Below are 25,114 nucleotides of genomic sequence, written 5' to 3' on the forward strand. Positions count from 1 at the left end.
CACCTTCAGCGGCCCCTAAACGGGTATGTCACCATAAGCCATAGCCAGTGCAATATGCCCGACATAAACGTCGCCGCGTGATGAAACCAGTTGGAGATTGAGGCTGTGAGCGAACTGAAAAGTCTATTCGTGACCGAGCGTACTTCGTATCGATCATAGTCAGGGCTGGGTGAGACGATCGCGATGCGGCGTAAGCATCGTATAATCTCGCCGGAATATGGCGCTGCGTGACAGGCGCCGGCGATGGCCGCGCCCTGGCCGTCAACGGCAAGAAACAGGTCATTGCCGATTTTGCTTTGGGCCAACTGTGCCTCGATCCGGGACAGATTGCTACCCACCTTGTTGCTCACGAAAGTGAACAGCGGGTTGGCTTGTGGCGCCACGTTTCCAATGAGCCACGCTCGATGCTCGCGCCACGTTCGCATCGCCTGTTCTGATCTCCGCTCGGCGCCAGTAGGAAATGCCTCCCATTTGCCAAAAGAATAGAGCAGAACATTCGCTTCGGCGGTAGAACTTGGAAAGCTCTTGTTGTCGAGAGGGATTCCTGAGTTTTGAGGCAGCGTCGCTAGTACCTTGCGGATCGCCTCGTCGGTTTTTGGGTCTCCACTGCTCGCAATTCGCAACGGCCCCTTGAAGTGCGTGGGTTGCGGTTGAGGTTCTACCCTGCCGGGTCGAGCTGACGGCATGAGTACCAAATTGGGGAGAACCAAACCGGGTAACTCCCTTAAAGTTGAAGCAGTGATCTGCGCGCGAGTCGGCGGTGGACAAGGGCCCAGGTCGCAAAGAGCGCGTGGCAAGACATCTGCGATGACATAGCGAGCACCGAGTGTGTCCGTTAGCTTGCCAAGACCCGCTTTCCAGCCCGCCAGGGTTGCGACATTGTACCAACGCGCGGGCAACGGCGGACCGGAGTCCGGATCGAAGGGGCCCAGAGCCGTTCCCGCGATCAGCGCGGCGCGGTTCGTGCGATCGATGCCGATCCGATCCATTCCCGCATGAAGGTCTGCGATGAAGCGTTTAAATCGTTCCGGGTCGTTGGCTGTCGCTTCCCTTGTTTTGAAGTCTACTTCTTTTTGCGCTGCCGCATGCTCGTCATATGCCGGGCGTTCCAACGGTTGGGCATGAGCGAGCCGCCGTAAATCTGTAGCACTCCAACGGGAGCCATCGGCGAACACAACCTCCTGAACGCCAATGTCAGTACCGCCGACAGGCGTGTTTTGCCCGGCCAATACGACACCGCGTCTGGTGTCGAGAACAGGTGCATCTGACTGATCCCGAAATTCAAGGAAGATGTCAGAACCGTCGCGCAGCGGCGTGACATCTGCCTGTCGCACTCCCTTCGGCAGAAAGACTCGATTGGGATTGTGGTTTCCGTGATCGCTCTCTTTGATCACCACCTCACCATCTGCTACTTCAAGGTAGAAACTGTCGCCGCCCCCATGGCCAACCGCGGAATTTGCATTCTCGTCAAGGTGGAAGACGTTGGGGCCGTCATCGCCCTCCGGGTCACGATTGTCCTTGCGCGGGGTGGCAGCGAGTTCGACCATCTTCGCGAAATCCCAACGCTGTCCGTTAGCGAAAACGACATTTTGGACACCGCGGATCTCACCCGGTGATCGACGAAAGGCGGCGGTGAGCGAAATCTTGTCGCCGGCGCTCCTGTCGCTTTTGTCGACCGTCAGGGCCAGATCGTCTCCCTCGCGGCGTACAGTCACGTTGGCAGGCGTGATCCCGGTCCCAAGGGCGAGCGTGTTTGAGGGGTGAGGTCCTTCATCAACCTCGTTGATGTCGAGGTCACCATATCCGCGCTTGTAGATGATTGTGTCGCCACCACCACGGCCTATGATGGAGCGGGTACGGCCTTGGGTATCCAGGCGCTCGCCAGATGTCGATCCCGCAAGGTGGCCGCCCGTCTGGCCAGGCTTTATCGGTCCGGAGCGCGCCACAAGATCCTTGAGCGTCCAGACGGCGCCGTCAGCGAAGCGGATCTGGCGCACGCCGTAATAGGCGCCGGGTCGGCTCATGAATGCCCTGACGAGGGTCAGCCGCGCAGCCCCTTTTCCATACCAGCTGATGACTGCATCGCCATGATCGTCAAAGACCTCGGCTTGCGCCGAAGACAGGCCTTTTGCGATGCTGATATCATTCTGAGCCGTCGGATTGGCCGCGACTTCAAGAACCGTCATACCGATGTCGTCAGCATGCATTGTGATGTGGTCGTTTTCACCGTTCCCAAGTACGAAGCGTTGCTCGGGCATAATGCCGACAGGTTTTCTGCTTTCCGCGGGCGTCAGCGCCAGCTTGAGGCGGTTGATACCGAGCCGTGTTTCGAGATCGGCCTTCGTCCAGGTGACGCCGTTGGCGAAATGAATCCGCTGCACGCCAAGATGGTGTCCCGGAATCTTCAGGAATTGATTTTGAACGATGACACCGGCGCGCTCCTTTGACCAATAGAGATTGAGTTCTCCTCCGAACTCGACCGAGACGCGCGCTTTCGCCGGATCGAGGTCCGTAATCTCAAGAACGTTGTCGGCGATCGTCCCGGCCGTATCCTCGACCAGGACCAAGTTATGATCGTTTTCCGCCGAAAAACGAAAAATATCATTCGGTCCTTTACCGAACGCATATCCTTCCTCGATTTCGATGGATCTGGGTTGGGGTGACGGATCGCGTGCGTCGGCGACATTGAGCGAGAGGATAAAGATGCCGTTGACGATCAATAGGTTGCGCATCAGAGGTTCCAACTGCAATTGGTAGATGGGTCGCTGTTTGTTGGAGTCGAGCCATTTCGCTCATGCTGCCCGGCGTCGTGGCTTTATAACGCGATCGGGAATTATCCCCTGATGATGCTGGCAAACTCACCCGGCGCCACCAGCCCACCGGGAGCGAGCAAGGCCCAAAACTCTGGCCTCAGGCGGTCCGGGCTTGGGTAGCAGTGTAGGGGCAGCGTGCCGATCTTGCGATTGTGTCATCCCGGCAAGATAGGCAGTTCTAGGCCAACGCCCTTTGTGACGTGGTAGAGTATGCCGCGAATGCTGTATCGATCGCCTTTTGTGCGCTGGCAGAGATTTTCGCGGCTTGCAGACTAAGCATCCAATTGAGAGTGTCGTTAAAATCGTTACCGTTCACACTTCGTGTCGTGAGGCTCATTTCCGCCACGCTTGAAAGCGCGTCTTTTGGAGTGTTTGAGACGCTGTAACTGTTTGCGGTGAATGTGGTGCCCATTAGTGCATACTCGGACAAGCCTGCGACATCATCAAAAGATGCACCATGATTGGCCCCGGCATCTCCCGCCACAATCATCGCCTCCTTCGGGCTCAGCTTGGAGAAGTCATACTGCCCTGCCGGCAGACCTTGTGATGCGCTCACGGCGGCGGCTCCAGCAGCGTAATAGGCGCTATACTCAGCCTGGCTCTTTCCCATGTTGGTGAAGTTCAAATCGAAGCTTGCGACCTGGGCCGCCGCGGCAGCTTTGGTCTGCGCGGTAACAGGTGCGCTGGTGGATGCCGATCCCTGAAGGGATGTTGATGGCGTTGCGGAGAGCGCGGATGCAAGAGATTGCTGAAGGTCGGGCGAAACACTGGTGCCCTGTGAGTTCAACATCCACTGAATGCTCGCTTTTGGCGCTGCATAGCCGGCACCATCGACGCCGTGTGTCGTCATCTGCATATTGAGAGCAGCGGACAGAACATCCCCCGGGGTATCCGAGATGGTATATGCACTGCCGCCCAGGTTGGTTGTGCCGGCATTGAAATACGAATAAAGTGCGCGCACATCGTCGTATGATGCTCCATGATTTTGTTGAGCATCAAAGGTAACGATCCGCGCCTCCTTCGGACTGAGCTTCGTGAAATCATATTGCCCCGCAGGAAGCCCTTGCGATGCACTGACGGCTGCAGCTTCAGTCGCGTAAAAGTTTTTGTAATCATCGAATTTCAAGTTGGAAGAGGCTTTGTAGATATCCAGGCTGGCAATCTGAGCCGCCGCATCTGCCTGCGCCTGCGCCGAGATGGCCGCAGTCGTGGATTGCGATCCAGCAGCGGCCTTGGCTTTCTCCGAGAGCGAAACGATCGTTCCTTGAGCTGTGGCGTCTGCAAGCGCATCGGAGAATGAGGTACTTGCAGAAACGGCTACCGCCGCCCTTGCAGGAGTCCCCGTGGCCGTGAGATATGCCGAATTCGTGGCGCTCAGTACAGAACTAACCATCAGACAAACTCCTGTGAATTTGTCGGATTTTTATCATGAGTGGTTAAGGTTGGTTTTAAAGTATCTATATGGATATTGGTTGGATAAATGCAGAATCCTCATAAAAATTTTTCAAAATATCGCTTTTCAGATCAATCTTGTATCTATCCGACATGTCCTATTCATTGTCTCGGCGATCAATGAGATTGATAGAGCGACTCAGGTTGCGTTTGAAGGCTGGCCAAGTTTATGTGCAAACCGGAGCGGACATCCTGTCGCCATCGCATAGCATATGAACAAACAGCGGCTGTCAGGGATGTGCCTTGGGCCAACGAATGGTGCTTTGTCAGCGGTATTATCCGATCAGCAACCGTGTGCCCAAGGCAGCGGCGAGCGCAGGGATCATCGTGACCATGCCAACCTTGAGGAACTGCCAAAAGCCGATGTCCTGCCCCTCGCGGCGTATCGCCTGAAGCCACAGGATGGTGGCCAGCGAGCCGGTGACGGACAGGTTGGGGCCAAGGTCGACGCCGATCAACAGGGCATCGATTACCAGCCGGGGCGGATGGGCCTGCAGCGCGGCGGTGCTCGCGATCAGCCCGGCGGGCAGATTGTTCATCAGATTGCTGGCGAACGCCAGAACCGTGCCCGAGAGGGCTGCTCCCGATACAGGATCGACGGATGCGGCGCGCAAGGCCCGCGCGACATGCGCGATGACCCCGGTGCGGTCCATCGCCTCGACCAGCACGAACAGGCCCGCCACCAGCGGCAGCACGCTCCATGAGACGGATCGGATCGCCCGGACGGGTGACCTGCGGGTGAGGGCGCAGACGGCCAGCGTGGTGGCCGCTCCCGCCAGACAGGTGGGCCAGCCCAGCGGGCGATCCAGCGCGGAAACGATGATCAGCAGCAAGGCTGTCACGCCGATGCCGAGCATTGCTGCCTTGCCGCCGAGGGATAGCGGATCGCGTGAAACATCGCTGGCGCATGTTCCCGCCAGCCGCTGGCGTTCTGCCCAACGCAGCATGACAAAGGTCACCACGATCGCGGCGACGGAGGGTAGGGCGAAGGAGCCGAACCAGCGCCCCAAAGGCGGCATTGTGCCGTCATACAGCACCAGATTGGCGGGGTTGGAAATGGGCAGCACAAAGCTTGCGGCATTGGCGATCAGTGCGCAGGCCAACAGCGCGGGCAGCGGGTCGGCTTTCGCCTTGCGGGCCGCTGCGAAGACGGCTGGCGTCAACACCACCGCCGTCGCGTCGTTCGAGAGGAAGGTGGTGGTGACGACGCCCGCGATATAGACCAGCAGAAACAGGCGCGCGGGGCTGCCCTTTGCATGGATCGCGGCGGTGGCGGCCACCCAGTCGAACAGGCCATGCTCGCGCGCGATTTCGCTCAGCAGCATCATGCCGATCAGGAAAAGATAGACATCCAGCCCCTTGCCGATCGCTGTCAGAGCGTCGCCCGGCGGCATCAGGCCAAGCAGCACCAGCAGCATGGCGCCACCTGCTGCCCAGATCGCTTCGGGCCAGTTCAGAGGACGCGCGATGACCGCCGCAGTCGCGATGGCGCAGATCACCCATGTGGCGAGGTGGGCCCATTCCATCAGCGTTTTTCTGTCCCGCGACAGGCCGGGCGCAACAGATCGGCAAAACCCAGCCATAGCATCAGGCTGACAAGAGCGAAGCTGCCCAGCACATAGAAGGCGACATGATAACCCAGTTCCTGCGCCAGCCATCCGCCAATCGCCGGGCTGAGCGAGGCGCCCACACCCTGCACCGTCATCACCGCGCCCTGGCCGACATTGACGCGTCCCGTGCCGTCCAGCAGGCAGGCGACGAGGCCCGGCACCGCCACGCTCTGCAAACCGGCGCCGATGCCGTCGAGCATCTGCACCGGCCACACGCCCCAATGTTCGATGAAGCTGCCCGCCAGAAGACCGCGCAACGGCAGGGCGGCAAAGGAGATCAGCAGCACCAGCCAATAGCCTTTCCCCGCAGCCATCCGCATCGCCAGCAGCGAGGCGGCGATCATCACCGCCTGCGCCACGACGACAGTCTGCGCCACGAACATTGCCGGATCGCCCTTGCCGGCGCCCACCACCGCCAGCCCGTAAAGCGGAAGCATGGCGCCATTGCCCAGATGGAAGCAGGCCAGCGCCGCGGCAAGGATCAGCATCGGGCGATTGCCCATCAGGGTGCGGAACCCCTCGGCCTCGTCGTCCTCGGGGTGATCCGCGTGTGCTTCCAGACCGCGCGCAGCGTGATGGTCTATGGCGCGCTCGGGGATCAGCAGCACCGAGGCGATGGCCAGCACCCCGAAGGCAGCGGCCAGATAGAAGATCGCGGGCATGCCGAAGCGCCAGCCCAGATAGCCCGACAGGCCCGCGCCGACCATATTGCCCGCATGGTTCCAGGCCTGATTGCGCCCGTTCTGGGCGTTAAATCCCTTCTGCCTCACGATGCCCAGCGTCATGCCGGTGACCGCCGGGCCGATGGCAGCCCCCGCAATGGCAGTCGCTACCTGACTGATCGTGACAACCACGCCTGCCTGTGACCACAGGATCAGGAACGAGGCCAGCACCGTGCAGATGCCGGTGACGATCACGACAAGGCGTTTCTTCTCGGTGTGATCGATGAAGGCACCGGCTGGCACGGTCATGATCATGCCCGCGATCCCGCCTGCGGTCATCACCGTGCCGATTGGCCCGGAGGTCCAGCCGCGCTGCTGCAGGAACACGCCCAGAAAAGGTCCGATCCCCGCCTGCATGTCGGCCATGAAGAAATTGAGGGACTGAAGCGCAGCCTTGGCGCGGCCCTGCGCTGATCCATGCGGGAGGTTCGATGGCAGGGGCAATGTGGCCATGGGGTCTTTCCGCAAGCGCTCTTCGCTCTGGAGGAATGGCGCGCGGGGGCAATGGGTGCATGAGGCGGAAATTTTCTCTGAATTGAAGACCGGATGCGGCGACGGACCCAAGTGGGACGGGGCAGTTCGGCATAACAAGTCTTCCGACCTCTGCCGTGATGATGCGGGTGCCGGTGGCTGCAACAGTGAATTGCATTGTGTGGAAATCCGATCAGCGGCACGCGCAATTTCTTGTGAGCCGAGCGGTGAACATGCCTATGATCAAGGAATGGCTAAAGGTCGTTGAATGGCCCGTTTAGGGAGGAGTGGTCGCTTGGGGCCTATAAAGCCACCAGCCGGCTGCCGCTGAACATAGCCCATCCCATTCCAGCCCGGACTTTCTCAGCTTTGCCGCTGCGCGCCGCTCGCTCAAGATGCAGAACAATTACGTTCTTCGCGCGTTTGACCATCGACTCGATCATGGGCAACAAGGGAGCAAAACCATGAGAACCTTGCTCGTTTGCGCAAGTGCCGCCAGCATGATGCTGTCGTGGCCCGCGCTGGCGCAAAGCGCCGCTTCATCTCAGCCTTCCGATGGCTCCGCTGCTGCATCCGTCTCTGCGCCGCCCGGGACGGTCGTGCCCGCCAAAAACCCCGCGACGGATGCAGCCAATGCCAGCTTTGCGCAGGGCGTCTCTGATAAGATGGCCGCCCAGAAGGCGGAACAACAAGCCGAATGGCAACGCTATCACGAGGCCGTTGGGGAAAGGCAGGCGACAGTCGCAGCGCGCCGGGAGACTATCGCGTCGATCCGCACCACGCAGGCTGAAAAAGAGGCCGCCTACGACCGGGCAATGGCGGCATGGCACGCTCAGGTCGCCGCATGCAAGAATGGTGACAAGCAGGCCTGTCTTGCGCCTACGCCCGATCCGGCGGCGTTCCGATGACGTCTGATGGCTTTGGCGTTTGAGGAGGCGGCGGTTAAGACGTCTTGCTAGTCCACCGCATCGTATGCGGGTAGGGCGTATTTGCAACGTCGTACCGGCCGTAAGCGGTGAGTGATCGAAAAACCCCGCTACATCCAGCCGGCCGCCAAAGGTTCTGGCTGATCCCTGCCTTGGATTGATGGGGCGCGACCTTAGGTCGTTGGTGCCGGCATTTATCCAATTCGCGGAAATATGCCTTCGCTTCAGGCCTTTGCGAGGTCAGCTCAAAGCAGCTCCGCATAGCTCTGAAGCGACAATAAGTGCACTTTAAAAGCAGGCCGTTTTCCTTAACAGCTCCCACCCGAAGATCAGTGGCGAAGCAGAGATTCATGCATCAATAGTGATTTGGTGTATTGCATCACCAATTCTGTTGGTTGTAGGCAATGTGCATGATGATCAATGGCCCGATCAAGGTCATCCACCGCTGTCAGGAGTGCGCTGCGTGAAACGGTCTTTCAGCCTCGTTGCGCTGCTTTTGCTGTCAGGCACCAGCGTTAATGCCATCATCCTGCGTCACGACCGGGCCGAGGCAAGCTATCAAGTTAGTCCGCAATCGATCCCCGCTCTGGCCGATCTTCCGGATGAGGGGCATGGCACGCTGATTGCGCCGCGCTGGGTCGTCACCGCCGCGCATGCGGTCAGGATGATGCAGGCGATGCCCGAGGAGCATTTTGTCATCATCCGGGGCAAGCGGCGCGCGGTCAGCCGTATCGTGGTCTATCCTGATTTTCCCGCAGCGGCAGAAGCGTGGCAGGCGATGTTCGCCAAGGTCAAAACGACCGAACCTGGCGAATTCTCGCGCCAATATAAGGCAGCCATGGCTACCATGCATGACATCGCCCTGATCGAACTGGCCGAGCCGGTGACCGATGTCACGCCGATGGCGATCGATCGCGGCCAGGCCCGGCCGGGCATGCTGAGCACCGTCTATGGCGCGGGCGCCACCGGCACCGATCTCACCGGCGCGCCGGAGGAGGCAAGCCATCGCACCCGGTTGCGCCGCGCGCAGAACAGGCTGATCCTCGCCGATGGCCCCTGGCTTGATTTTCTGTTCGATTGTGGCCCGGGCGCCCCGGCGCTTGGCGGGGCCATAGCGGGGGGCGATAGCGGCGGTCCGGTAACCATTGATCTGGCTGGGCGCACCTATCTGGCCGGCATCACGCATGGTCTTGATGGCACGGACGATGAGGTCAAACATATGGCGACGCAGATGCGGGACGGCTCGTTTCGCATGGGCGTGTGCGGCCAGCGCTTTGCCGCTGCCCGGGTCGGTTTCTATACGGCATGGATTGAGCGGACCATTGCCGGCACTGATTAATTGAGCAAGAGGTGGCGTGCAGCTTCGCTGCGATACGCTGATTGCCCGTTTCGCAGCCCGATCACGGCTGATCAGCATAGGTGCAACCACGTCAAAATCTCGCACCCTAAGTCTTCAAGCACCAGGGCTACGCCTGAAGCTAGGCAGCAAAGGTTGAGCCGAAATCCTGCATCACGCGATGCCGATTGGCGCGGTGCATCTGCATCGGCTGAATGCGGAAGCGGCGCAGATCCTGCATGAGTGAGGAGGATTGCATGGTCAGGCCCTTGGCAGTCGCGCTTGCCTGCTGCGAGATCGTGGCATTGCTCTGGGCGATCAGGTCCATCTGGTGGACGGCGCTGTGTGCATCGCGGAGACGATGGGCATGTTGGATCGATTCCTGAGCCAGCCGGCTCATCACATCGCTGACCTCTTCGACCCCTTGTGCAATGCGCGTCAGGGCCAGACCGGTTTCCGTGACGAGCATGACGCCTCCAGCGACCTGCTGCGCAGATCCTTCGATGCGGCCTTTGATATCCTTGGCGGCATCCGCGCTACGCTGGGCCAGGGCCCGGACTTCGCTCGCAACCACAGCAAAGCCACGTCCGGCATTCCCGGCTCTCGCTGCTTCAACACCAGCGTTGAGGGCAAGCAGATTGGTCTGGAACGCAATTCCGTCGATCAGGCTGACAATGTCCGAAATCTCGCGCGAGGACGTTTCGATCCCGGCCATGGCCTCAACCGTTCGCATCACAACCCTACTGGCCTCCTCTGCGCGTTGCCGTGTCGCGGTCACGAGAGAACTGGCCTGTGTCGCGGTATCGGCCGAGGACGATATGGCTGAGCTTACCGCATGGAGTGTCGTTGCCGTGGCTTCGACCGTGACTGATTGCTCAGCGCTTCGCAGCGCAAGCTCCTGCGCCGCATCTTCAATTTCCTCTGCCTTCTCCGCAACGATCTCTGCTGTCTGCAGGACATTGCCCATGGAGGCAGCAAACGCATCAACGGTCGTGTTGAAGCTCTGGCGCAAGGGTTCATAATCCTCCCGAAAGGGCGCCATCAGATGGCAGGACAGATTGCCCTGAGATAGCTGGTGAAGGCCCTTGCGCAGCTCGTCAATGACCTGCGATGTTTCGGCAAGTGATTGCACAAACACGAGGAAGTCCGCACTTCCACCCAGCTGAACAGGGATCAGGGTGACCAGAACGCGCACGTTCTCGCCCTGCCGGTTTATGGAGAGCCATTCGAAGCGTATGGATCCCTGCTCCGCAATGATTTTGGCATGTTCTGCAATATGGATCTCGGAGCGGCGACCGTCGGCCTGGATTTCAGCCGAGAAGTCTTCCGGTTTGCGACCGATCATCTCCTCACGCGTCCATCCCAGGATGGCCTCACAAGATCGGTTGCAAGCCGTATAAACCCCGTCCTGGGCCAGAAGCATGCCATCGGGAGAGCATTCAAAAATGGCTTGGGCGGTACGCTTCTCCAAAGATTCAGGTTTCTGACTCCAAAACATGGGCGGCACTCATCAGTTGTGGTGATTGTGCAGCACTATCCGCTGCCTCGTAAAAACCCTGCATGCCTCCTTTAGGGGTTTACCTGGGACGAGTTGGGTCGCTCACGCAGGGCGGCGGCAGGTGCGGGGCGTTTCAGCCCGACTGAGATGGTTGTGAACAACACCGCCATCACCGCCGCATGGAGTAATCGACCTCCTGCGGCGGAACCTGTGAGGAAGGGCTGTCTTCCCTTCATACGTGAGGAGAACGTCATGGCCAGCAATCCCGATCCCGCCCCCGATCGTATCGATCCGCAATCGCCCTCCGAAGTGCCGGTTGCCCCCGAGCCGGCCGAGGCTCCTGATATCAACTTGCCGGGGGTAGAGCCGCCACCGCCCGATGTCGATATTCCCGATACGGCGCCGCCCGAAATTACACCCGATCAGTTCAGCGGCTGAACGGCAGGCAGCTTCGCTTGCGATGCAGCAAAAGGGCATGTCATGCATTGGAAACTTCGGCGCCCGGCGATGTGGGCGCAAGGAGCGCCCGCATGATGAGTTCGCCTGATGGCAAGACGACCGATAACCTTCGGATGATCCCCAACCCGGATGACGAAGCCCGCGATCAGGGCATTGAGGCGCGCGAGCGCGATATTGCGCTCACCGATGAGGAACGGGCGGTCGTCATCGAGAAACAGGCCGCCAGCACCCGCATCATCCATGAGGTCGTGCGCCGCCATGGCGATGAGGAAATGGAGCGACCGGCGCTTTCGCTGCTGTTCTCCGGGCTGGCCGGCGGGATCGGCATCTGCGCCTCGATCCTGGCGCAGGCGCAGCTGGAAATGCTGCTGCCCGATGCAGCATGGCGTCCGCTGGTGGCCAGCTTCGGCTATACGGTGGGTTTTCTCATCGTGATCCTCGGGCACCTCCAGCTTTTTACCGAGAGCACACTTTCGGCGGTGATCCCGGTGGCGACGCATCCCACCGGAGCGAATGTCCTGCGGCTGCTGCGTTTCTGGTTTCTGGTGCTGGGCGCCAATCTGGTGGGCACCCTGCTGATCGCGACCACCTTCGATCAGGAATGGATCATCACCGGCCACCAGCATCAGGCGATGCTTGACCTTTCGGGGCATCTGCTGGATCGGACCTTCTTCCAGACCCTGCGTATGGGCATTCCCGCAGGCTTTCTGATCGCCGCGGTGCCCTGGATGTTGCCGTCTTCGAAGGGGCAGGAGTTCTGGGTGATCGTCACCCTGACCTATCTGATCTCCCTTGGCGGTTTTGCCCATGTGGTGGCGGGATCGGGTGAGGCCTGGCTGCTGGCGTTGGGCGGCAAGACAACTTGGGCACATGCACTGCTTGGCATCATGGTGCCGACCTTTATTGGCAATGTGATCGGCGGCACCGGCCTGTTTGCGGTTCTGGCGCATGCGCAGGTTCGGCATGAGCTTTGATGGTCGGGCGCATTGTTGGGGCGTGTTGTCGGCAAGGGGGGTGATGCGCCCTTTATCCCGATAAAAATCGGGGCTATTCCATGGATCCTTCCCCCCCGAAGAAAGGCTTGCTCCATGGTTGATGATCTTGCTGCTGTCGCGCTCACCCGGCTGGATGGTTCCGGTGACAGTCTTGCCAACCATGCGGGGAAAGTCCTGCTGGTCGTCAATGTGGCCTCGCAATGCGGCCTGACGCCGCAATATGAAGGGCTTGAAGCGCTTTACACGACCTACCGCGATCAGGGCTTCGAGGTGCTGGGCTTTCCCGCCAATGATTTCGGCAATCAGGAGCCGGGATCGGCAGAAGAGATCAGCGAGTTCTGCAAGGTGAACTATGGCGTGAGCTTTCCGCTCTTTGCCAAGGCGCCGGTGTCAGGCGAGGACAAGCAGCCGCTCTATGCCGCGCTGACGGCTGCTGAGCCCATCAAGCAGGGCCCCGCCGATGAGTTTCGCACGAAGTTGAAGAGCTACGGCATCACGCCCAATGAGGACCCGGAGGTGCTGTGGAATTTCGAGAAATTCCTGATCTCTCGTGATGGGCAGGTGGTGTCGCGCTTCGCTCCCGTGGTTGGCCCCAACGATCCGTTGCTTGTCGACGCCATCAAGGATGAGCTTGCCAAGGTGGGCTGAATTCGCTGCTTGTGCCAATCGCCGGTTGAAGGGGCAAGATGCGCATCCAGTGAGAGGCTCAGCGTCGATTGACGGTGTTCGAGTGCTGGCCTTTAACCACCGGGAAGCCCCCAAGAGCGGGTAGTGCGGCATCGCAGGATATCGATTGCAGTCCTGCATTCGTATTTCATGTACCATTCCGTACATTTCTCTTGCGGGATAGCGGGATTGGTGCGAAGCGGAATGTGCCTTTCAGGCATCCTCTCCCAAACTTTCATAAGCCGGCCTTTGCGCCGGCTTTTTTTGGTTTCGTGCACTGGCTCGCTGGCCATGACCGAACTCAGTGCAAATCATGCCTCTCGATCGAGATCACCGATCGCTACCGCAAATAAGCTCGATATAGTCTACCGCCGATTGTCAACCTGTGCCAGCTATCGAGGGGCCGGTCCGAGGCGGTGAAGGGCAATTATCTTCGCGGTGAGGGCTCAAGGTGCAGGCCAATTAGTGCTGGCCATGGTGGTCTCCGCTTCCAGAATGGCCACCCTCGGGATGTGCCCCTCCGGGCTGTCCGTGGTCTTCATGCTGTTGCGGAGCCGGCGCGGGGTGCGGCATCATCGCAGGTGTGGGGCGGGTTTCAGCCGGGCGGCCGGGATGTGGAATGAGTGCGGCAGGTGCCTCGTGATGAACCGGAGCGTGGGCCATGGCGGGAGGCTCTTGCGGAGCCCCCTGATTGCCACGGTGGACCGCCACGATTTGTTCAGGCGGCCTCATCGCCGGGCGCTCATGGGGAGCCTGATGGACCGCAACTGCGGGCGCGCGAGCCTCAGGCGGAGGCCCGTTGCGCCGCTGATGGACCATGGCCATGGGCGCATGCGGCGCAGCGGGGCCATGGCCGATGGGCGCAGCCAAATCGTGGGGAGCACCCGGGTGTGGCGCGCGCTCCTGCTGGGGGGCATGGGCCATCGGGCCGGGATGTCCCTGCCAGCCCGGCCTTGGGGCAGGCTGCGCGGGTACGAAGCGCGGCGGTTGGGCAGTGGGCTGAGGGGGCATAGGCGGGCGCTGCGCCGCAGTATTCTGATGATGGTGGGCCATGATGGCGACCGCCGCGCCCCCTGCCACCGCTGCCGCCACAACCGGGGCATAGCGCGCGCTATCCTGCGCCCAGCTTGCCTGCTGCCAGCGTGGCGGGATCGCGCGCGGCGGCGGAGGGGTGCTGAAATCCTGCTGGCGCCACTGATCGAAACGCTGCTGGTCTGCCGCGCGGCGCTCGGCTTCCTGTGCCCAATAGCGGCTCTCCTGCGCTGCCTCCTGCGCATGATAGGCGGCCCAGTCCGCTTGTCGATCACGGTTGGCGGCCCATCGTTCGCGCGCCGCGATAATCGCGTCTTGCCGCGCCGCCCAGTCCGCCGCGGCAATCGCCTGCCTTTCGCGGGAGGCCTCATACAGGCGTCTGGCGCGCCAGAGATAGGCTGCGGCATAGGCCTCCTGCGGGCCATAGCTGTCATAGGGGATCAGCGCCCCGTCCGGACCATAGACCGCCGCAAGCTGGTTGCCGTCATAACCATAGGCATAATCGGGATCGCGGACGAAATAGGGCTGGTCGGCACCGGCGCGATAGTAATAGGTGCGATAGCCCCCCGCGACCGGCTCCACGAAGGTGCGTGAGCCATCATAGCCCTGCCAGGCCCAAGGGCTCACATTGTCATAGTTGAAACTGTAATCGGGCGGCGCATCGCCCAGCGATTGGGAGAAGTAGCTGGCCTGATCCGCATAGGCATAGGCCGTGCGCGGATCGGCGACCCGTACGCTGCGCAGGGGTTGCGCGCGGGGCAGCGCTGTTGCCGCAGGGGCGAGCGCCGCTTGCTGGGCAGGCGCATTGGTCATGGGCAGGGTGGCGGGCAGGGCGGGAGCGGCCATGGCGCTGTCGGCGCTGGCAGTGCTGTCGGGAGCCTTCTGACAACCGGCCAGCACAAGGGCGAGAGACAGGGCTCCGGTGAGGGCGGCGGGGGCAAGGCGATGATGGCGTATGGACATGGCATTCTGCTCCCCGGACTCGGCATCGATAAGACGCATCAGGCGCCCCGGGCGATGAATGGATGCGGAAGCGACCATTTACCCTGGAGACAGCTGCGTGGCAGATGTGGAACGGCGTGACGGCAGGGATGATCCATAGGCCGGGCAGCAAGCCATATTCAGCGCCCCGAAAGAGGCGTTCAGATCGCCACAGCGCGTTCGATCTCGATGGTCTGTTCCGGCGGCAGGTTCAGATGGCGGCTGATCCGGTCGCTGTTGCGGGCCATGAAGGTGAAGGGGCGCCGTCGCCATGACGCCAGCCGTGGCCGATCCTCCCGCGGGACGGGGGAGCCATGCTCGATGTAATAGGTGACATCGCCCGGGTCGGCGGGCCTGATCTCGTCCGGGCAGCGGGCGATGGTGTCAGGCGCATCGGGGCTTTCCATAAAGCCATAGAGCGCGGTGACGCGCCACATGGAGGGGGCAAGGCGCTCGATGGTCATGCTGTCCTCCCGGCTGACCCATGGCACCTGCGCGATCTCGACCCGCAGGATGATGACATGCTCGCGCAGCACCCGGTTCTGGCGGACGTGCCAGAGCAGGATGGGCGGAATGTCCTGCGACGTATGCGTGAGGAACACCGCCGTGCCGGGCACGCGGGCGACGCCGGGCCGCTTCAGCATGGTGTCCAGCTCCGCCATCGGCGCCGCACTGTGGTTCACCGCTTCGCGCATGGCGCCGATCCCGCCATGCCAGAGCCACATCACCAGATAGACCAGCCCGGCCAGCAGCAGCGGCACATAGCCGCCTTCCAGAAGCTTGACCGAATTGGCCGCGAAGAAGCTGCCATCGACCAGCAGCAGCAGGCCCGCGACGGCGCCCGCGCGCAGCTTCGACCAGCCCCAGATCTCGCACATCGCCAGATAGAGCAGGGCGGTGGTCATCAGCATCGTCATCGAGACGGCGATGCCATAGGCGGCGGCCAGATTGTCCGAATGGCGGAAATAGAGGGTGATGCCGATGGTCGCCAGCGCCAGCAGCCAGTTCACCGAGCCGACATAGATCTGCCCATAGCCCTCTGCCGAGGTCTGGCGGATGGTGACACGCGGCAGCCAGCCGAGCTGGATTGCCTGCCGTGTCATGGAAAAGGCGCCGGTGATGATCGACTGGCTGGCGATGATGGTAGCCAGTGTGGCCAGCACGATCAGCGGCAGCAGCAGGGGCGGGGGGCACAGGGCGTAGAAGATGTTCTCGCCCACCGGGTGCCCGTCGAGCAGCAGCGCGGCTTGGCCGGCATAGTTGAGGATCAGGCTGGGGAAGATCAGCCAGCTCCAGGCGATGCGGATCGGCCCGGCTCCGAAATGGCTCATATCGGCATAGAGCGCCTCGGCCCCGGTAACGCAGAGGAACACGCCGCCCAGCAGCATGAAGCCCTGCCAGCCATGGCCAAGCAGATAGCGCAGCCCATGCACCGGATTGATCGCGGCCAGCACGCCGGGATGATGGATCAGGCTGGCCAGCCCCAGCACCGCGATGGTGGCGAACCAGAGCAGCATCACCGGCCCGAAGGCATGGCCGATCCGCGCCGTGCCCAGCGGTTGGAGCAGAAACAGCACCAGCAGGATGCCGACGGCCAGCAACAGGATGTGGGGCGCGATGGCGGGCGTGGCGGATTTCAGCCCCTCCAGCGCCGAAAGCACGGAAATCGCCGGGGTGATCGCCCCGTCGCCATAGATCAGCGCCGCGCCGAACAGGCCGAGCGCCACGATGGCCGGGCGCTTGTGCGTTTTGGTGCCCAGCAGCGCCATGAGCGCGAGAATGCCGCCCTCGCCATCATTGTCGATCCGCATGGCGATGGTGACATATTTGACGGTGGTGACGATCACCAGCGTCCAGAACAGCAGCGAGAGTACCCCCAGCACCGACACCGCATCCACCCTGCCGCCGCCGAGCTGCAGCACCGTCTTCATCGTATAGAGCGGGCTGGTGCCGATATCGCCGAACACCACGCCGGTGGCGCCGATCACCATGGGCAGCAGGCGGCCCTGCGGAGTATGATGGCCGGGGTTTGCAGTCGGCTGGTTCATGCGGGTTCCTCGGGCGCGCTGGACGGTTTGTGATGCCTTTTGAGGCAACGATCTTGCCGGAGATTTGGCTCGAAATTTGACGCCTTCCTGCAAAAAATCATGAAATTTATTAGGTTGATTTGGCGAAGGCCGATTTTATGGAATTTATATACCGGAAATGGGAAGGGTGACACCTTCTTCCTGACAGCCCCCCTTGCCTTTGCCGGGCAAGCACTGCCCCAAGCGGTCAAATGCATGCAAGTGGCTGGGGCGACGATATGAGGCGTGAGCACCGCCGTCGCGTTGTAAGAGCGGGCGTGCATCCGCTTCGATGCGCTGTCGCTGGCTTGTGGCCATCCGCTGACCGGTAGCGGGATCATCAGTATGTTCGTGACCGTGCCTGCCGAGAGGCTGCGGCTTAACCTCATCGCTTCGACGCATTCGTGCGATGGTATCTCGGTCGTTATCGAGTTGCGTTCCGACGGCAAGGTACATGCCGTAACCGCTCCGATTATCTCTACGATGCGCAAGTTGAGATCGTCGGTTTGAGGGCTGCAGCTTTGCGATAGGCTTCCGGCCAAGACACAAAAGGCGGGCGCTCCGGCAGAGCGCCCGCCCGTGCGGCGGATTTGGGGTGAGGGACGTGGGATCAGTGGCCGATCGCTGCCGACTGGGCGTTTTCCTCACGGTTCAACTGATGCTTCTCTCCCCGGGTGATGTAGCCCCCATTGGCATGGGCATCGGCATGATCCTGCGCCGCGATGGCGCGATCGGAGGCGCGCATGGCCCGGGCCTGCTGCCCGGTGATCTCACCGTTGCGCCGCTCGGTATTGATGCGCGCCAGTTGGTGATGCTCGCGGCCCAGCACTTCGGCCTGACGGGGATGGTGTTGACGCCAGGTGGCGGCATCCGCGCTTGCGGCCCCGGCAAACAGCGAAGCGACGGTTGCAACGGCAAGGATGAGCTTGGTCTTCATGATGTCGCACTCCAGATACCGGTCGGTCCCCCCGCCGGTAGAGTGTGAATGCGCCTTGCCGATTGAACGGAGAATGAGGCGGGTTGAAAGCAAATATTCAACAAAATCCCGCAGCCTCGATATGTGCCTCCTGCTTTGTTGAGTGCTTCACCGAGCCAGCGCGAGGGAGGCTGAGCCTGGTGCGATATAAGGTGCTACGTGCTCAGAAGCTACGCAGCCGATGGCAGCCAATTTTGAGTTTAACTGAGATAAGTGCTTTACTTAGCACGGCAACCAAAGGGGGAACTGGCCCGGGATTGGAAGTGCTAGTAGGCTATTGTTTGCGCCGGATACTCCAGATGCGCCGAGCGGGCTAACTGTCTTAGATTTTCGAATGGGAGCGACCGAAACTCCATGAAGCGCCACAGCTTTTTATTCCCAGCCTGCTTGCTGCTGTTGAGTGATCGGATGATCTGACGTTCGTCGCGCAGAGCCGGTTCGTCACGACCGGTGGTGACACTCCGAACAAGGGCAGTATCCTGCGGACTGTACCGCAGAACGTTCTTGTAAATCTGGCCAGCGTCACGAGGAATCTAGCAATACAGTCCACGTCGTCAATATCGACAGCCATGGGCTGGCCGCAGCTTCCTCACGATATTTCTGTTCTTGAAATACGGCCAGCATCCCCCCTCAACCAACAGGCCGAGCGCATCTTTTTAAAAAGACGCCCCGCATGTCGCAATCTGACCAGCGATCGACAGGGTTTGCATGCCAGAAAATCGCCTTTGCGTCGCCGAAAACTCTATGGGCATCCCGTTGCTGCTGGAATCGTCTAATAAACCTTAGCGTATCCGCCTGCTTGAACGGTTCATTGCTCGAATGTGGCCAGAGACAACATGAAAAACTTAATCGCTTTGATGGCCACTTGCCTGGCTGCCTTGATGACCGGGCTTGAGGTCTCCAGCGTTCCGGTGATCCTGCCGTCGATTGGTCACGATTTGAGAGCCGATTTCGATAGCGCCCAGTGGGTCATGAATGCCTACACCATCGCCTGCACGAGTATCCTGATGGTCGCCGGAACGCTGGCCGACCGACTGGGGCGGCGCCGGGTATTTACCGCGTCGATGATCCTCTTTGGTGCCGCATCGCTGGGGTGTGGCACGGCTCGAACCATGTCCATGCTGATAGTCTACCGTGTCTTGCAGGGGGCTGGCGGCGGGGCGATGCTGATCTGTCTAATCGCGATTCTCTCCAACGCCTACCGCGACGGCGCCGAGCGAGGCCGCGCCTTCGCAATCTGGGGCATCGTGTTCGGGATGGGGCTGGGCATCGGCCCGCTCTTCGGTGGCCTGATCGCTTCCCTCATCGGATGGCGCTGGGTCTTTCTCATCCACGGCCCGTTGACCATCCTGACGATCGCGCTGGTATTCGCGACAATACGCGAATCGCGAGCCGCCGGTGCCCACCAATTGGACCTTGCTGGCATGCTCTCCTTATCGTTCAGCGTGCTGGGCTTAACCTTCTTTATCATCGAGGGGCCGCAATACGGGTTCGGTAGTTCTGTGATGCTGTCAATGGCTGCCGCCGCTCTGGTCAGTGCCACGATCTTCGTTACGGTGGAGTGGCTCAGTGCGCATCCGATGGTCGATTTCTCCGTGTTCCGCATCCCGAATTTCACGGGTGCCATCATGGGTTCGGCAGGCGTCAATTTCAGCTTCTGGCCGTTGCTGATCTACCTCCCCCTCTATTTCGAGAACGGGATCGGCTATGATCGGGCAACGACCGGCTTGATCTTACTGGCCTACACTTTACCGGCCTTACTGCTGCCGCCACTAGGGGAGCAGCTTGCGCTGCGCTATTCGCCGCGTAACGTCATACCTTGCGGCCTTATGCTGATCGCTCTGGGATGTTGGGCGATCACCCTGGGGTTGGCGCTGGCCGCGCCCGGCTGGATATCCTTGCTTCCGGGCTGCATCCTCACAGGAATGGGTCTGGGCCTTGCCAATACACCTTCCTCCAACGCGGCTACCTATGCGGTGGAAGCCGACCGGGCGGGCATGGCCTCCGGGATCGAGACGACCATCAGATACGTCGCGCTGTCGCTCAACATTGCTTTGATGGGGCTCGTCCTGTTGATCGGGGTGCGCTCGTCTCTTGCGCATGGTGGGGGAGGTCTTGACGCCGCCCATGCCAGCGCGACGGCGGAGCGCTTGCTCACCGACGGCCTCGGCAATGACAAGATCACGGTCGCGCAGCAGCTTGATCGCCATCTTGCTCTCAAACGAGGCTTCGAGACATTGACCGTTTATGCAGGGCTCGCCGCGCTCTTCTTCGCGATGTCGAGCTTCATCGCCTTTCGTTGTGAAACCTCAAAGCGAACGGTCGATCAGACTCAATAAAATCCGGTCGCCCGAACCCGCCAGCGGGATCCTGCTATCTCTTCCGCCATTGTCTCGCCGACGTCTGGATAGCCCATGAACCTGAGTGTTTTCCTGATCATATTGCTGGCAGCAGCCCTTCATGCAGCGTGGAATGCGATTGTGAAGGGGGGCGAGGACAGCTCCATGATGGCGGTCACTGTCACCGGTGCGGCGGCCCTCATCGCCGCAGCGACGCTCCCCTTTCTGCCGCCCCCGCATCGGCCAAGCTGGCCGCTTATCGCGGCTTCGGCCATCCTTTCTGTCTGTTACTATGTTCTGGTCGGGCGGACTTACAAGATCGCCGATATGAGTCGAACTTATCCGCTCATGCGTGGTGCGGCGCCCCTTCTGGTGGCTCTTGCAAGCACGATGCTCCTCGGCGATCGCCTGACGGTGTGGGCATGGTGCGGGGTGATCGTGATCTGTGCCGGAGTCCTTGCCATGACAAGCAACCGGGGGCTGGCTCCGGCGGCTGGAACGAGGCTTGCTCTCCTCAATGCCTGCGTCATCGCAAGCTACACTCTGGTCGATGGGGTTGGGGTTCGCCGGTCGGGTAGCGCAGCAAGCTACACACTCTGGATATTCCTCCTGACCGGTGCGCCGCTCGTGGCCTGGACTTTGGCTCGCCGGAGCGGGGAGTTCGGATCTTATGTGGGCCGAAACTGGCGTCTCGCTGTCATTGGTGGAGCGGGCACGATTGCCTCATACGGTCTGGCGCTATGGGCCATGACGGCAACGTCAGTGGCCGTGGTCGCCGCTTTGCGCGAAACCGCGATTATATTCGGCACGCTGATAGCGGCCTTCGCCCTGAAGGAGCGCATCGACCGTGCCCGGCTTGTCGCAGCACTGACGATCGCGGTTGGAGCGATCATCCTTCGAGTTTCTTAAGATGACCATTGCCGCTGCCTGGCAATGGTCCTCTCCGGACATGATCAGCATCCGGTTTTTACGCCCAGCCGGGGACTAACGCATCATCGAAATTTGGTGCAGAGCTGTTGATGCAAGCTATCACCTGGTCGCTGTCGAGGATCGCATCGCGATCAAGGAGGAGGTGTGGGGCTTTCTGCCCCATCACCCTTTATGGCTCGTCGCGGCTGGCTTCGGCATCGTGTTATGTGCCGCTGTCCGTCAGTGGCGCGGCGTTGGCGACACTATCCTTGCCGATCCCGGATGACCAAATCGATGCGCATTGCGTCTGCAGACAAATGCTACTGTCGTCACGCCGTCGATTGGATCACGTCTATCAGCAGGCGACTGGCTGGCACGCGCGGCAGCCTCCATGACGTTGAGATAATGGTCATCTCATCGCATAACGAAGCTAACCCCTGCATCATGCGGAAGTCGCCAATAGGCGATAGTGGGCATAAGCGTGAGAATGGCGGTGGCGACAAAAGCCATTTGAAAGGCGACGATTTCGTTATGATGGCCACCGGTTAAAGCCCCGCCTGCTGGCATGAACCTTCCCAGACGCAGGCAGACAGCGCCAAAGGCTATGCCCAAACCGGTCGTCATCTGCTGCATTGTGCTCCACACTGTGCTGGCGGCACTTTTCAGATCCTCGGGGATGTCTGCGTAGCTCAATGTGATCAGTGTCGAAAGCTGCAGTGACCGAGACACGCCGTAAGCAAAAAGCACGAGACACAGCACGGGTTTGGGTGTGAAGGGCTCCAGCCCGGCAAATGCCAGAATGGTGAAAGAGAGGAACGTGCCATTGGCGATCGCGACCCGGCGAAAGCCAAACCGCCTCACGATGGGGGTGACAAGGGCCTTCATGCCCAGATTGCCAGCCGCGCTCACCACAAGCAGCAAGCCTGAATGAAAGGCCGAGAGGCCAAAGCCGATCTGAAACAGCAAGGGAGACAGATAAGGGACGGCCTCGATCCCGGCTCTGGCAAAACCGCCCCACAGGACGGAGATGGCATAGGTCCGCACCCGAAACACCGCCAGATCGAGGATAGGCTGGTCGGCCCTATGGAGATGGGTGATGGCAAGCAGGCCGATGATAAGGCCCGCACCGATGATCGCGCCGGCCAGTTCGAGGCTTGCATCCTGGCGGCTTGCCAGTTCCATCCCGTACAGCAGCAAGATAAGGGCGCTGCTGCTCAAGACGAAACCTTGCAGGTCGAGCTTCCTGATCCGCGTACCGACGTGATCGGGCACGAAGACGGCGATGGCTGCAAAAGCCGCCACGGCAAAGGGTACATTGAGAAAAAACACCCAGTGCCAGGATGCATAGGTCGTGATAAAGCCCCCCACGGTGGGCCCGACAAGCGGCGCGATGATTGCGGGCCAGGTGATGGTGGAGATTGCCCGCAGCATATGGCTTTGATCCGTGTTGCGGGCCACGATCATGCGCCCCACCGGCACCATCATGGCGCCGCCCAGCCCTTGCAGCACACGCGCCGCCGTAAAGCCTGCCACACTGTCGGCCAATCCGCAGAGAATGGAGGCAAGCGTAAACAGCGCGACGGCGCTGCCGAACACCTTTCGCGTACCATATCGATCCGCGATCCATCCGCTGATCGGGATGAGGGTGGCCAGCGTGAGCATATAGGCCGTCATGCCCAGGCTGACGTCGTTGGGACCGGCCCGGAATGATCGTGCCATTTGCGGCAGCGCCGTGGCGATGATCGTCGTGTCCAGGCTTTCCATGAAATAGGTCGCCGCCACGATGAAAGGAAGCACAAGACTGTTCCGTTGCAGCGTCAGGGCCGTTGATTTTCCGGACATATCTCCGGCTTCTCCTTCATGTTCGGTCGCTTGCCTATCAGCCATGTGATCGGCCACAATGCGCATGTTCCGTATCCAGACTTCGGCTGGACCGAAGGCAGGGCATGGGTATAAGGTTAGGCATGCGGTTTGATTTCACCGATCTGCGACTGTTCCTGGCCGTGGTGGAGGCGGGCAGCATCACCCATGGCGCGACGGCCATTGGCCTGTCCTTGCCCGCTGCCAGCGAACGGCTACGCGCGATGGAAGCCGCGAGTGGGGTCACGCTTCTGGAGCGGGGCAGGCGCGGTGTTGCGCCCACCCATGCCGGTGAGACGCTGGCGCATCATGCGGCACTGGTTCAGCGCCAGATGGTCCAGATGCGCGGTGAACTCGATCAGCATGCCAAGGGGCTGAGGACCATCATCCGCCTGATGGCGCCCACCGCGGCGATCACCGAATTCCTGCCGGGTCGGCTCGCGCCCTGGATGGCGGCCAACCCTCACACCGATATCGATCTGCAAGAGCGGCAAAGCGCACAGATCGTCAGGGCACTCACGGCTGGGTTGACGCAGATCGGCATCATTTCCGATACGGTCAGCACGGAAGGTCTGCTGTTGCGGCCTTTTGCAATCGATCAGCTGGTGGTTGTGCTCCCTTCCGGCCATCCGCTGGCGGCTCGGAAGACGGTTCTGTTTGCCGATATCGTCCATGAGGATTTTATCGGTCTGGCTGAAGGCGCCTTGCAGGACAATCTCGACGGGCGAGCCCTTATCGCCGGAGCACGCCTCAAGACCCGCATCAGGACACGAACCTTCGAGGGCATCTGCCGCATGGCAGCCGAGGGCGTTGGTTTCGGCATCGTACCGGCCACGACGGCACGCAATTGCCGCGGTTTTATGAAGATTGCAGCGGTCCGCCTTGCCGATGACTGGGCCACCCGCCGGTTTTCGATCTGTACGCTCGACCAGGGCGGGATGGCCCCTGCGGTCCGGGCCCTGGCCGAGCATCTGGCCTCCCCACACGACAAGTCTTCAATGGCTCGTTCCTGAGATCGCAGTCGGCAGGCCCCGAGCTCTGGCTGTCAGTTTGTGAGACGTCATTGGCTCCGATCATGATGCGATCAATCTCATCCATGATAGTGCCCACGGTTTTTTGGCTGAAGTGCCGGTTGGCCAACGCGATGGAGCCGCAATGTCCTGAATATGGACATTGCATCGGGTGAGGCCCATGCATCTGCCATAGATATCGATTGCATTTTCCGATAGAGTCTCGCTTGCGCCCGGTTTCGGTGAATGACCCTCCTGTCATGATGAAACGGGCCGTGTGCATCCGGGTCGGGTCGTGTTCGCCCGGATGCACACATGATTCCTACTTTTATTCAGCCGCCTGATGAGGCTTTTCGGAGAGCGGGATGACGCCTTTTTCCTCCGCGCCCAACTGGCACCATGCCTCCACCCATGGATGCGCAAGCAGCGCCTCGCAATAGGGGCGGGCAGCCTCTTTGGGGGTGATCCCATAGGTCCGGAAACGCGTGGCGACGGGAGCGAAGAAGATGTCCACCGCGCAAAACTCGCCCAGCAGCCATGGCGTGCCGCGCTGCCCCGCCTGAGACCAGATCGCCATCACCCGATCGATCTCCACCTGTACGTCGGGCGTGACGATGGCCTGCCGGTCACGCCCCCGCGTGTTGACCGGCATCGCCTCGCGCAGCGCGTTCAGGCCGGAGTGGATTTCTCCGGCATAGCTGCGCGCGCGGGCGCGGTCGGCCGCATCGGCGGGCCACAGCCACGGATAGTCCTCATACAATGTTTCGGTGATCGCCAGCGTATCCCACACCGGCCCGGTCTGCGCGATCAGCACCGGCACAAGCCCGGTCTCGCCGCCCATCGCCTAGACCTTTTCGCGCGCGCCGGTTTCGTAGATCGGCACGACGGTTTCCGTGAAGGGCGCCCCGGTCAGCCGCAGCAGCAGCGAGGCGCGCATTGACCATGAGGAGTAGTTGCGGTTGCCGATGATCAGATGAAAGCTCATGCAATGAT

Annotated in this window: 19 protein-coding genes; 8 read left to right on the forward strand and 11 right to left on the reverse strand. The window is 61.0% G+C overall.

Annotated features, from left to right (window positions below; all coding sequences use genetic code 11):
* Positions 1 to 5: 5 nt before the first annotated feature.
* The 4 genes from HGK27_RS28055 to HGK27_RS28070 form a co-directional block, all read right to left on the reverse strand.
* Entirely contained in the window at positions 6 to 2,732 is a 2,727-nt protein-coding gene (locus HGK27_RS28055) for a calcium-binding protein (RefSeq protein ID WP_206244089.1), read from the reverse strand.
* Positions 2,733 to 2,991: 259 nt separating this feature from the next.
* The gene (locus HGK27_RS28060) at positions 2,992 to 4,206 is read right to left on the reverse strand and encodes a hypothetical protein (RefSeq protein ID WP_206244090.1); all 1,215 of its coding nucleotides are present in this window, start codon (positions 4,204 to 4,206) and stop codon (positions 2,992 to 2,994) included.
* Positions 4,207 to 4,540: 334 nt separating this feature from the next.
* Entirely contained in the window at positions 4,541 to 5,791 is a 1,251-nt protein-coding gene (locus tag HGK27_RS28065; RefSeq protein WP_206244091.1) for an arsenic transporter, read from the reverse strand.
* On the reverse strand, positions 5,791 to 7,050 hold the full coding sequence (locus HGK27_RS28070) for an MFS transporter (RefSeq protein WP_206244092.1): 1,260 nt from the start codon (positions 7,048 to 7,050) through the stop codon (positions 5,791 to 5,793). The genes HGK27_RS28065 and HGK27_RS28070 overlap by 1 nt, the downstream gene beginning before the upstream one ends.
* Before the next feature lie 518 nt (positions 7,051 to 7,568).
* Between HGK27_RS28070 and HGK27_RS28075 the strand changes: the two genes are divergently transcribed.
* The gene (locus tag HGK27_RS28075; protein ID WP_206245639.1) at positions 7,569 to 7,976 is read left to right on the forward strand and encodes a WH2 domain-containing protein; all 408 of its coding nucleotides are present in this window, start codon (positions 7,569 to 7,571) and stop codon (positions 7,974 to 7,976) included.
* A 481-nt stretch (positions 7,977 to 8,457) separates the two neighbouring features.
* On the forward strand, positions 8,458 to 9,333 hold the full coding sequence (locus HGK27_RS28080; protein ID WP_206244093.1) for a S1 family peptidase: 876 nt from the start codon (positions 8,458 to 8,460) through the stop codon (positions 9,331 to 9,333).
* A 139-nt stretch (positions 9,334 to 9,472) separates the two neighbouring features.
* Here HGK27_RS28080 and HGK27_RS28085 read toward each other — a convergent pair whose 3' ends face one another.
* Positions 9,473 to 10,828 (reverse strand): methyl-accepting chemotaxis protein, encoded by a 1,356-nt coding sequence (locus HGK27_RS28085; RefSeq protein WP_206244094.1) that lies wholly within the window; start codon positions 10,826 to 10,828, stop codon positions 9,473 to 9,475.
* A gap of 252 nt (positions 10,829 to 11,080) precedes the next feature.
* Between HGK27_RS28085 and HGK27_RS28090 the strand changes: the two genes are divergently transcribed.
* The 3 genes from HGK27_RS28090 to HGK27_RS28100 all read left to right on the forward strand — a co-directional run bounded on the left by HGK27_RS28090 (position 11,081) and on the right by HGK27_RS28100 (position 12,930).
* Positions 11,081 to 11,266 carry a hypothetical protein gene (locus HGK27_RS28090; RefSeq protein WP_206244095.1) on the forward strand — a complete coding sequence of 62 codons (186 nt, stop codon included), beginning with the start codon at positions 11,081 to 11,083 and terminating at the stop codon, positions 11,264 to 11,266.
* Between the two features lie 92 nt (positions 11,267 to 11,358).
* A complete protein-coding gene (locus HGK27_RS28095; RefSeq protein WP_241127558.1) occupies positions 11,359 to 12,261 on the forward strand; it encodes a formate/nitrite transporter family protein in 903 nt (300 codons plus the stop codon).
* Between the two features lie 114 nt (positions 12,262 to 12,375).
* Entirely contained in the window at positions 12,376 to 12,930 is a 555-nt protein-coding gene (locus tag HGK27_RS28100) for a glutathione peroxidase (RefSeq protein WP_206244096.1), read from the forward strand.
* 480 nt (positions 12,931 to 13,410) lie between these two features.
* Here HGK27_RS28100 and HGK27_RS28105 read toward each other — a convergent pair whose 3' ends face one another.
* The 3 genes from HGK27_RS28105 to HGK27_RS28115 all read right to left on the reverse strand — a co-directional run bounded on the left by HGK27_RS28105 (position 13,411) and on the right by HGK27_RS28115 (position 17,964).
* A complete protein-coding gene (locus HGK27_RS28105) occupies positions 13,411 to 14,943 on the reverse strand; it encodes a hypothetical protein (protein ID WP_206244097.1) in 1,533 nt (510 codons plus the stop codon).
* A 179-nt stretch (positions 14,944 to 15,122) separates the two neighbouring features.
* The gene (locus tag HGK27_RS28110; protein WP_206244098.1) at positions 15,123 to 17,009 is read right to left on the reverse strand and encodes a potassium transporter Kup; all 1,887 of its coding nucleotides are present in this window, start codon (positions 17,007 to 17,009) and stop codon (positions 15,123 to 15,125) included.
* Between the two features lie 628 nt (positions 17,010 to 17,637).
* The gene (locus tag HGK27_RS28115) at positions 17,638 to 17,964 is read right to left on the reverse strand and encodes a hypothetical protein (protein ID WP_206244099.1); all 327 of its coding nucleotides are present in this window, start codon (positions 17,962 to 17,964) and stop codon (positions 17,638 to 17,640) included.
* A gap of 875 nt (positions 17,965 to 18,839) precedes the next feature.
* Here HGK27_RS28115 and HGK27_RS28120 point away from each other — a divergent pair.
* Both HGK27_RS28120 and HGK27_RS28125 read left to right on the forward strand, forming a co-directional pair.
* Positions 18,840 to 20,342: an MFS transporter gene (locus tag HGK27_RS28120; RefSeq protein ID WP_206244100.1), complete on the forward strand. Its 1,503-nt coding sequence runs from the start codon at positions 18,840 to 18,842 to the stop codon at positions 20,340 to 20,342.
* Positions 20,343 to 20,417: 75 nt separating this feature from the next.
* Positions 20,418 to 21,251, forward strand: a complete 834-nt coding sequence (locus HGK27_RS28125; RefSeq protein WP_206244101.1) for an EamA family transporter — start codon at positions 20,418 to 20,420, stop codon at positions 21,249 to 21,251.
* A gap of 414 nt (positions 21,252 to 21,665) precedes the next feature.
* Here the strand turns inward: HGK27_RS28125 and HGK27_RS28130 are convergent, their stop codons facing one another.
* Positions 21,666 to 23,159: an MFS transporter gene (locus HGK27_RS28130; RefSeq protein WP_241127559.1), complete on the reverse strand. Its 1,494-nt coding sequence runs from the start codon at positions 23,157 to 23,159 to the stop codon at positions 21,666 to 21,668.
* A 56-nt stretch (positions 23,160 to 23,215) separates the two neighbouring features.
* On the opposite strand from HGK27_RS28130, the gene HGK27_RS28135 reads away from it, so the two are divergent.
* Positions 23,216 to 24,124: a LysR family transcriptional regulator gene (locus HGK27_RS28135; protein ID WP_206244102.1), complete on the forward strand. Its 909-nt coding sequence runs from the start codon at positions 23,216 to 23,218 to the stop codon at positions 24,122 to 24,124.
* 325 nt (positions 24,125 to 24,449) lie between these two features.
* Here HGK27_RS28135 and HGK27_RS28140 read toward each other — a convergent pair whose 3' ends face one another.
* Together HGK27_RS28140 and HGK27_RS28145 are read right to left on the reverse strand one after the other, a co-directional pair.
* Positions 24,450 to 24,962, reverse strand: coding sequence for a glutathione S-transferase (locus HGK27_RS28140; RefSeq protein ID WP_206244103.1), 513 nt, complete (start codon positions 24,960 to 24,962; stop codon positions 24,450 to 24,452).
* 3 nt (positions 24,963 to 24,965) lie between these two features.
* The gene (locus HGK27_RS28145) at positions 24,966 to 25,106 is read right to left on the reverse strand and encodes a thioredoxin domain-containing protein (RefSeq protein ID WP_206244104.1); all 141 of its coding nucleotides are present in this window, start codon (positions 25,104 to 25,106) and stop codon (positions 24,966 to 24,968) included.
* Positions 25,107 to 25,114 lie beyond the last annotated feature (8 nt).

The sequence above is a fragment of the Novosphingobium terrae genome, assembly GCF_017163935.1.
GTDB classification, from domain to species: domain Bacteria; phylum Pseudomonadota; class Alphaproteobacteria; order Sphingomonadales; family Sphingomonadaceae; genus Novosphingobium; species Novosphingobium terrae.